The organism is Mesorhizobium sp. M7A.F.Ca.CA.002.05.1.1 (assembly GCF_003998335.1).
Lineage (GTDB): Bacteria > Pseudomonadota > Alphaproteobacteria > Rhizobiales > Rhizobiaceae > Mesorhizobium.
The window spans coordinates 1-7,826 of the sequence record NZ_RZQI01000207.1 but is presented as its reverse complement, the minus strand read 5'-3'; the positions used below and the strand labels follow the sequence as shown (position 1 = coordinate 7,826).

At 61.8% G+C, this 7,826-nt stretch carries 7 protein-coding genes; 2 read left to right on the top strand and 5 right to left on the bottom strand.

Annotated features, from left to right (window positions below):
• Positions 1 to 101 precede the first annotated feature (101 nt).
• From glmS to EN939_RS13110, 5 genes are all read right to left on the bottom strand, one after another.
• Positions 102 to 1,925, bottom strand: coding sequence for a glutamine--fructose-6-phosphate transaminase (isomerizing) (glmS, locus tag EN939_RS13125; protein WP_127268354.1), 1,824 nt, complete (start codon positions 1,923 to 1,925; stop codon positions 102 to 104).
• A gap of 177 nt (positions 1,926 to 2,102) precedes the next feature.
• Entirely contained in the window at positions 2,103 to 3,461 is a 1,359-nt protein-coding gene (glmU, locus tag EN939_RS13120; protein ID WP_127268353.1) for a bifunctional UDP-N-acetylglucosamine diphosphorylase/glucosamine-1-phosphate N-acetyltransferase GlmU, read from the bottom strand.
• Between the two features lie 149 nt (positions 3,462 to 3,610).
• A complete protein-coding gene (locus EN939_RS39055; protein ID WP_236382807.1) occupies positions 3,611 to 3,778 on the bottom strand; it encodes a hypothetical protein in 168 nt (55 codons plus the stop codon).
• On the bottom strand, positions 3,771 to 4,046 hold the full coding sequence (locus tag EN939_RS39050; RefSeq protein ID WP_236382805.1) for a hypothetical protein: 276 nt from the start codon (positions 4,044 to 4,046) through the stop codon (positions 3,771 to 3,773). Before EN939_RS39050 ends, EN939_RS39055 begins: the two co-directional genes overlap by 8 nt.
• Positions 4,047 to 4,125: 79 nt before the next feature.
• A complete protein-coding gene (locus tag EN939_RS13110; protein WP_127268355.1) occupies positions 4,126 to 4,872 on the bottom strand; it encodes a cytochrome c biogenesis CcdA family protein in 747 nt (248 codons plus the stop codon).
• Positions 4,873 to 5,045: 173 nt separating this feature from the next.
• Between EN939_RS13110 and EN939_RS13105 the strand changes: the two genes are divergently transcribed.
• Positions 5,046 to 5,423, top strand: coding sequence for a COG4315 family predicted lipoprotein (locus EN939_RS13105; RefSeq protein WP_127268352.1), 378 nt, complete (start codon positions 5,046 to 5,048; stop codon positions 5,421 to 5,423).
• 368 nt (positions 5,424 to 5,791) lie between these two features.
• Positions 5,792 to 7,826 (top strand): type I DNA topoisomerase (gene topA / locus EN939_RS13100; RefSeq protein ID WP_127268351.1); only part of this gene is annotated, 2,035 nt, incomplete at its 3' end.

Genomic DNA, 7,826 nt, shown 5'->3' with positions numbered 1-7,826 from the left:
CTTGAGGGGTTGCATTCTTCGGCCGACGCCACGGAATGGATCCTCGGGTCTGCGCAGGAGCTTCGCTCCCGCTACGCCCGTGGATGACGAAAGGATGAGGCCTATTCCACCGTCACCGATTTCGCCAGATTGCGCGGCTGGTCGACGTCGGTGCCCATGAAGACGGCGGTAAAATAGGCCAGCATCTGGATCGGCAGCGCGTAGATGATCGGCGAGATGATTTCCGGCACGTCCGGCAGGATGATCGTCTCCATCGTCTTGACGCTCGTCAGCGCCGCACCCTTGCTGTCGGTGATCAGGATGATCTTGCCGCCGCGCGCCGCCACTTCCTGCATGTTCGACACGGTTTTTTCGAAAATGTGGTCGTGCGGCGCAATGACGATGACCGGCATGTTCTCATCGATCAGCGCGATCGGTCCATGCTTCAGCTCGCCGGCCGCATAGCCCTCGGCGTGGATATAGGAGATTTCCTTGAGTTTCAGCGCGCCTTCCATGGCCAGCGGAAAGTTGGTGTCGCGGCCGAGATAGAGCACGTCCTTGTAGCGTGAGAGTTCACGCGCGATCCGTTCGATCTGCTCTTCAAGCTTGAGCACCTGATTGGCATAGCGCGGCGCTTCCGATAGCGCGCGCACCAGGGTCTTCTCTTGTTCTTTCGAGATTGTCCCGCGCGCCACGCCGGCCCGCACGGCAAGCGATGCCAGCACGGACAGCTGGCAGGTGAACGCCTTGGTCGAGGCAACGCCGATCTCCGGCCCGGCGAGCGTCGGCAGCACGACATCGGATTCGCGCGCCATGGTCAATTCGCGCACATTGACGATCGCGCCGATCTTCATGCCGGCCTTGCGGCAATAACGCAGCGAGGCCAGCGTGTCGGCAGTCTCACCGGACTGCGAAATGAAGAACGCCGCGTCGTTCTTCGACAATGGCATTTCGCGGTAACGGAATTCGGAGGCGACATCGATGTCGACGGGCAGGCGCGCGTAGCGCTCGAACCAGTATTTGCCGATCAGGCCGGCAAGATAGGCGGTACCGCAGGCCGAAATCGCCAGCCGGTTGATCTCTGCGAAATTGAACGGCAGATCCAGCGGCTTGGAGACGCCGCCGACAAAATCGAGATAATTCGCCAAGGTATGCGAGATCACTTCGGGCTGCTCATGGATCTCCTTCTCCATGAAATGGCGCCGATTGCCCTTGTCGACCATGAAGCTGGTCGAAAGCGACTGCTGGCGCTTGCGGTCGACCTTTGTGCCGTCGATGTCGAAGATGGTGACGCCGTCGCGGCGCACCACCGCCCAGTCGCCATCTTCGAGATAGGTGATCGAATTGGTGAACGGTGCGAGCGCGATGGCGTCGGAGCCCAAAAACATCTCGCCATCGCCATGGCCGACAGCCAAAGGCGGACCATTGCGCGCGCCGACGATCAGGTCCTCGTCGCCCTTGAACATGATTGCCAGCGCAAAGGCGCCTTCCAGCCGCTTCAGCGCCTGGTGCGCGGCCTCGACCGGCTTCAGGCCTTTGGCGAGTTCGCGCGCCACCAGATGGGCGACGACCTCGGTGTCGGTCTGCGAGGAGAAAGAATAGCCATCGCGGATCAGTTCTTCGCGCAATTCGGCGAAATTCTCGATGATGCCGTTATGGACGATGGCGACACCGTCGGAAAAATGCGGATGCGCATTGGTCTCGTTGGGCACGCCGTGTGTCGCCCAGCGTGTGTGACCGATGCCGATCGTACCGTCGAGCGGCTCGTCCTTGAGCCGGCGCTCGAGGTTGATCAGCTTGCCTTCGGCGCGGCGGCGAGCAAGCTGGCCGTGCTCGATGGTGGCGACGCCGGCCGAGTCATAGCCGCGATATTCCAACCGCTTCAGCGCGTCGACGATGAGCGGCGCAACCTGCGAGTGGCCGACGATTCCAACGATACCGCACATGCAGACAGCCCCCGAGTCCCCGTGGAAAACCAGCGCTATTTAGGGATGGCCGGCCTGCCGCGAAAGTCACATTGCATTTCGTCCCGTGTAACGGAACGCTCATTCTTGTCGATGCACCATGACAGACCGCTCTTGCAATCCGGTTACTGCAATCGTTCGGTTTTTTGCGGGCTGGTCTTACTTTTTCTTCGCAGCCGCGGCCGAAGCAAAGCGTTCGCGCAATTCCTTGCCCTTGCCCGGGATCGTCTTCTGGCGAGCACGGCCGAAGGCCAGCGCATCGTCGGGCACGCTTTCGGTGATCACGCTGCCCGAGGCAATGTAGCCGCCCTTGCCGATGGTGACAGGTGCCACCAGCGACGAATTAGAGCCAATGAACGCGCCCTCGCCGATGTCCGTGAAGAATTTCGAATAGCCGTCATAATTGCAGGTGATGGTGCCGGCGCCGATATTGGCTCCCGCGCCGACGCGGGCATCGCCGATATAGGTCAAATGGTTGACCTTGGCGCCCTCTTCGATAACCGCCTGCTTGACCTCGCAGAAATTGCCGACCTTGGCCTTGTCCCGGAGATCAGCACCCGGCCGCAGTCGCGCGTATGGCCCGACATCGCAATTGGACGCAATGGTGGCGCCTTCGATGTGGCTGAACGCATGTATCTTGGCGCCCGTCGCAATCTTCACACCCGGACCGAACCAGACATTGGGCTCGACGATCGTGTCAGTGCCGATCTCGGTGTCGTGCGAGAAATACACGGTCTCCGGCGCGATCAGCGTCACGCCCGACAGCATCGCTTCATGCCGCCGGCGCGCCTGCCATATGCCCTCGGCTTGCGCAAGTTCGGCGCGGTTGTTGATACCGAGTGCGCTTTCGAAGCTGGCTTCGGTGGCGACGACATCGAGGCCTCGCGCACTGGCGATCTCGACAATGTCGGTGAGATAATATTCGCCTTTGGCATTCTTATTGCCAACCTGATCGAGCAGCGTCAGCACGTGGGCGCCGGCCACCGCCATCATGCCGGCATTGCAGAAGCCGATCTTTCTTTCCTCCTCGGAACAGTCCTTCTCCTCGCGGATGGCCACCAATTTGCCGTCCTTCTCGATCAGCCTGCCATAGCCGGTCGGGCTGGGCGGGCGGAAGCCGATCACGACGACGGCGGCGCCCTCGGCCAACTTCAGCCGCGCCACGGTCAGCGCATCGGCGTCGATCAGCGGCGTGTCGCCAAACATCACCAGGACGTCGTCATAACCCTTTGATATCGCATCGCGTGCGGCCAGCACGGCGTGCGCGGTGCCAAGGCGCTTCTCCTGCACGAAAGTCTCGGCCTTCGGCGCGAACTTTGCCGCAGCCTTGCGCATCTCGTCGGCGCCATGGCCGATCACCAGCGCCTGGCTGCCGGCGCCGGCGGCTTCGGCTGCCTTCACCACATGGGCGACCATCGGCAGGCCGGCGATCTGGTGCAGCACCTTCGGCAGCACGCTCTTCATGCGCGTGCCTTCGCCGGCGGCGAGAATGACGGACAGGCAGGATCTCTGGCTCATGGAAGGGACAACCATATGAAAAGGGTTGGGAATCAAAGCATGCTAGCAGTGGCGCCTTGCTTCACCAATGCGGTTAAATTTCGGTGAGATGGCGGAGCAGCTGACTCTTAATCAGCGGGTCTTAAAACGGAATTCGGCAGTCAGCACACCTACAACAGGCCGTGTTTCCTGAATTCCGCCTGCTCGTCACCTGATATCCAGCCAAACACCTTCAGCTTGCCGTCGCGCTTTTCGACGAGATAGTTGACCGCAAAGTCGATGGTCACGGGACTCCCATCCTTGCGTTCATAGTCACCGGCCCAGTTTACCTCAGCCACGCAATGGTCCTGGTCGACAGGTGTCACAGAGACCTCCTTGCAGGTCATCCTCTTGCTGCCGAGGGCACGATAGGCCAAAACCCTTTGTCATGATGGCCTTCAACTGCTCGCCATTCTCGCCAACCATGACCGCTGCCGGCGTCACCGAGACAAAACCGGCCGAATACATGTCCGCGACGTCGTTGAGATCGACGGTGTCGGCGATCGCGTCATTGTAGATTTTCTCATAGACCTTGAAGAATTTTCGCACATCCGCCTTGGCTACCATTCTCGCCTCCCGGCTCGAAAAAGTGTTGATCAACGGTACTGCAAATGCGGGCTGCCGTGCATCGTTCCGCCGACGCGACCTACCCCAGCCGCCCCAGCACCGGGAAATTTTCCAGCAGCCAGTAAGACACCGTCTGCACGCCGCCGGTGAGGAAAAACACGCCGGCGACCACCAGCAGCGCGCCGATCGCTTTTTCGACGCGGCCGAGATGGACGCGGAATTTGCCAAGGAAGCGCATGAAGGCGCCGGAAAACAGGGCGGCGATCAGGAACGGGATACCCAGCCCGAGCGAATAGGCGGCGAGCAGCAGCGCGCCCTCGCCCACCGTCTCGCGGCCGCCGGCCAGCGTCAGGATCGGACCGAGCACCGGACCGATGCAGGGCGTCCAGCCGAAGGCGAAGGCCAACCCCATGACATAGGCGGCGACGGCGCTTGCCGGCTTGCCCTGCGACTGGAAGCGCGCCTCGCGTGAAAGCAGCGGAATGCGCAGGATACCGAGGAAATTCAGGCCCATGAGGATGATCAGCACACCGGCGCCCATCGCCAGCGGCTCCTGCCAGATACGCAGCAGCCGGCCGATGGTCGAGGCCCCGGCGCCAAGCGCGACAAAGACGGTCGAGAAGCCGAGCACGAAGGCGATCGAGGAATAAAGCAGCGCGCCGCGCGCGCCTTCCCTCGCCGTAGTTCCCGCATTGCCACGGAAATCGTCGACCGACACGCCGGCCATATAGCAGAGATAGGGCGGCACCAGCGGCAGCACGCAAGGCGACAGGAACGAGATGGCTCCCGCCCCGACCGCGCTGACATAGCCGATGTCCAATGCCATTTCCAGGAACTCCACTGTCGTGCCGCTGATATAGCGACGCGCAGCCTTGTCCACCAATCACCATTGTGTTGGCAAGATCATGCTTGCCGGGGAAGAAACGGCAGCCCCTGGGCGTTGACACAGCGAGGCCGCGATTTCCCGCGCGTCTCCAGATACCAGTCAGGGAGATTTCCATGAAAACCATAACCGCAGGACTGGCAGCGCTTCTGCTCAGCACCGCCGCATCCTTCGCCGCCGACGCGTGGAAGGAAGCCGAGGTCAATGGCACCAAGATCTACACCGACGCCAATGGCATGACGCTCTACACCTATGACAAGGACGAGAAGGGCAAGAGCAATTGCTACGACAAATGCGCCACCAACTGGCCGCCGCTGAAAGCCGAAGCCGGCGCCAAGGCGGACGACGAATGGACCGTTGTCGACCGCACCGACGGCACCAAGATGTGGGCCTATGACGGCAAGCCGGTCTACACCTTCATCAAGGACGAGAAGCCCGGCGATGTGACCGGCGACGGCGTCGGCGAAGTCTGGCATATCGTCAAGGCCGACTAAGATACTCAATACATTCACGCCTGATGGCGGAACAAGGCTGGTCGCCAGGCATCGCTCTATGCAGCCGGCGGCCAGCGTCGATCAATTTGCCACTGGCGTCGCCCCGATGCCACTGCTCCAGCAGCTTTCCGCGACTCGGCGAAAATGAAAACCAGTCGTTTCCGCTGACTTGAGACCACCATCTCCCTTTCCCAAATTCTGTGATTTTCTCCATACACTCTAAGAGTGTATTGCCGCGGGCCGGCCCGCAATTTGGGCGCTTCCCCTTGACCGGATGCAAAAGCGCGGCCATGTGAGCGACAAATAGAACGAGATTTCGTCGCGCGCAGCGGAATTCTTCTGCCGCACCACAGCTGATATGAGACCTCATGGACGTCGTCGTCGTCGAATCGCCGGCCAAGGCGAAGACAATCAACAAATATCTCGGCAAGAACTACAAGGTTCTGGCCTCGTTCGGCCATATCAGGGATTTGCCGGCCAAGGACGGCTCGGTGCGTCCGGATGAGGATTTCGCCATGTCCTGGGCGGTCGACACCGCCTCGGGCAAGCGACTCGCCGACATCGCCAAGGCGGTCAAGGATGCCGATGGCCTGATCCTCGCCACCGACCCGGATCGCGAAGGTGAAGCCATCTCCTGGCATGTGCTGGAGGTGCTGAAGCAGAAGCGCGCGCTGAAGGACAAGCCGGTCAGCCGCGTCGTCTTCAACGCCATCACCAAATCGTCGGTGCTGGAGGCGATGGCCAATCCGCGCCAGATCGATGCGCCGCTGGTCGATGCCTATCTCGCCCGCCGGGCGCTGGATTATCTCGTCGGCTTCACGCTGTCGCCGGTGCTGTGGCGCAAGCTGCCGGGCGCCCGCTCGGCCGGCCGCGTCCAGTCGGTTGCGCTGCGTCTCGTCTGCGACCGCGAATCCGAAATAGAGCGCTTCCTCCGCGAGGAATACTGGCAGATCGCTGCACTGCTGGGCACGCCGCGCAACGAGAATTTCGAAGCGCGGCTGACTGCCTTCGATCGCAAGAAGCTGCAAAAGCTCGACATTTCCAACAAGGCGCAGGCCGACGACATCAAGTCGATGCTCGAAGGCGCGACCTTCAAGGCGGTGTCGGTCGAAGCCAAGCCGACCAAGCGCAATCCCGGCCCGCCCTTCACCACTTCGACGCTGCAGCAGGCCGCCTCATCGGGCCTGGGCTTCTCGGCCAGCCGCACCATGCAGGTGGCGCAACGGCTCTATGAAGGCATGGAGATCGGCGGCGAGACCACAGGTCTCATCACCTATATGCGAACCGACGGCGTGCAGATGGCACCCGAGGCGATCGACGCCGCACGCGACGCCATTGCCAAGGAATTCGGCGCAAAATACCTGCCGGAAAAGCCGCGCCAGTATACCGCCAAGGCCAAGAACGCCCAGGAAGCGCACGAAGCGATCCGCCCGACGGATTTCATGCGCACCCCGGCATCGGTCAGGCAATATCTCGATTCCGACCAGATGCGACTCTATGAGCTGATCTGGAAGCGCGCCATCGCCAGCCAGATGCAGCCAGCCGAGATCGAGCGCACCACCGCCGAGATCGAAGCGGTCAACGGATCGCGCACCGCAGAGCTGCGTGCCATCGGTTCGGTCGTTCGGTTCGACGGTTTCATCGCCGCCTACACCGACCAGAAGGACGACGATGCGGAAGACGAGGAAAATCGCCGCCTGCCCGAGATCCGCGCCGGCGAGCAGCTAGCGCGCCAGGCGATCAACGCGACCCAGCACACCACCGAGCCGCCGCCGCGCTATTCCGAAGCCTCGCTGATCAAGAAGCTGGAAGAACTCGGCATCGGCCGGCCCTCCACGTACACGGCGATCCTGAAGACGCTCGAGGACCGTGACTACGTCACCATCGACAAGCGCCGGCTGGTGCCGCAGGCCAAGGGCCGGCTGCTGTCGGCCTTTCTTGAAAGCTTCTTCAAGCGTTATGTCGAATACGACTTCACCGCGTCCCTCGAGGAAAAGCTCGACGAGATTTCCGACGGCAAGCTCGCCTGGAAGGACGTGCTGCGCGATTTCTGGAAGGATTTTTCCGGCGCCGTCGCCGACATCAAGGAACTGCGCGTCACCGACGTGCTCGACGCGCTCAATGAGGAACTGGCGCCGCTGGTGTTCCCGACGCGGGAGGACGGCTCCAATCCGCGCATCTGCCCGAAATGCGGCACCGGCAATCTGTCGCTGAAGCTCGGCAAGTTCGGCGCCTTTGTCGGCTGCTCGAACTATCCGGAATGCTCCTTCACCCGCCAGCTCGGCGATGCCGCCAATCCCAATGGCGAAAATGGCGGCGGCGAGGACGGCACCAAGGTCATCGGCAAGGACCCCTACACGTCAGAGGAAATCACGCTGCGCAGCGGTCGCTTCGGCCCCTATC

Excerpts from the sequence above, each read along its gene's own strand:
- glmS (WP_127268354.1), bottom strand. The coding sequence starts at position 1,925 with ATGTGCGGTATCGTTGGAATCGTCGGCCACTCGCAGGTTGCGCCGCTC.
- EN939_RS39050 (WP_236382805.1), bottom strand. The coding sequence starts at position 4,046 with ATGGTAGCCAAGGCGGATGTGCGAAAATTCTTCAAGGTCTATGAGAAA.
- EN939_RS13105 (WP_127268352.1), top strand. The coding sequence starts at position 5,046 with ATGAAAACCATAACCGCAGGACTGGCAGCGCTTCTGCTCAGCACCGCC.
- EN939_RS13110 (WP_127268355.1), bottom strand. The coding sequence starts at position 4,872 with ATGGCATTGGACATCGGCTATGTCAGCGCGGTCGGGGCGGGAGCCATC.
- glmU (WP_127268353.1), bottom strand. The coding sequence starts at position 3,461 with ATGAGCCAGAGATCCTGCCTGTCCGTCATTCTCGCCGCCGGCGAAGGC.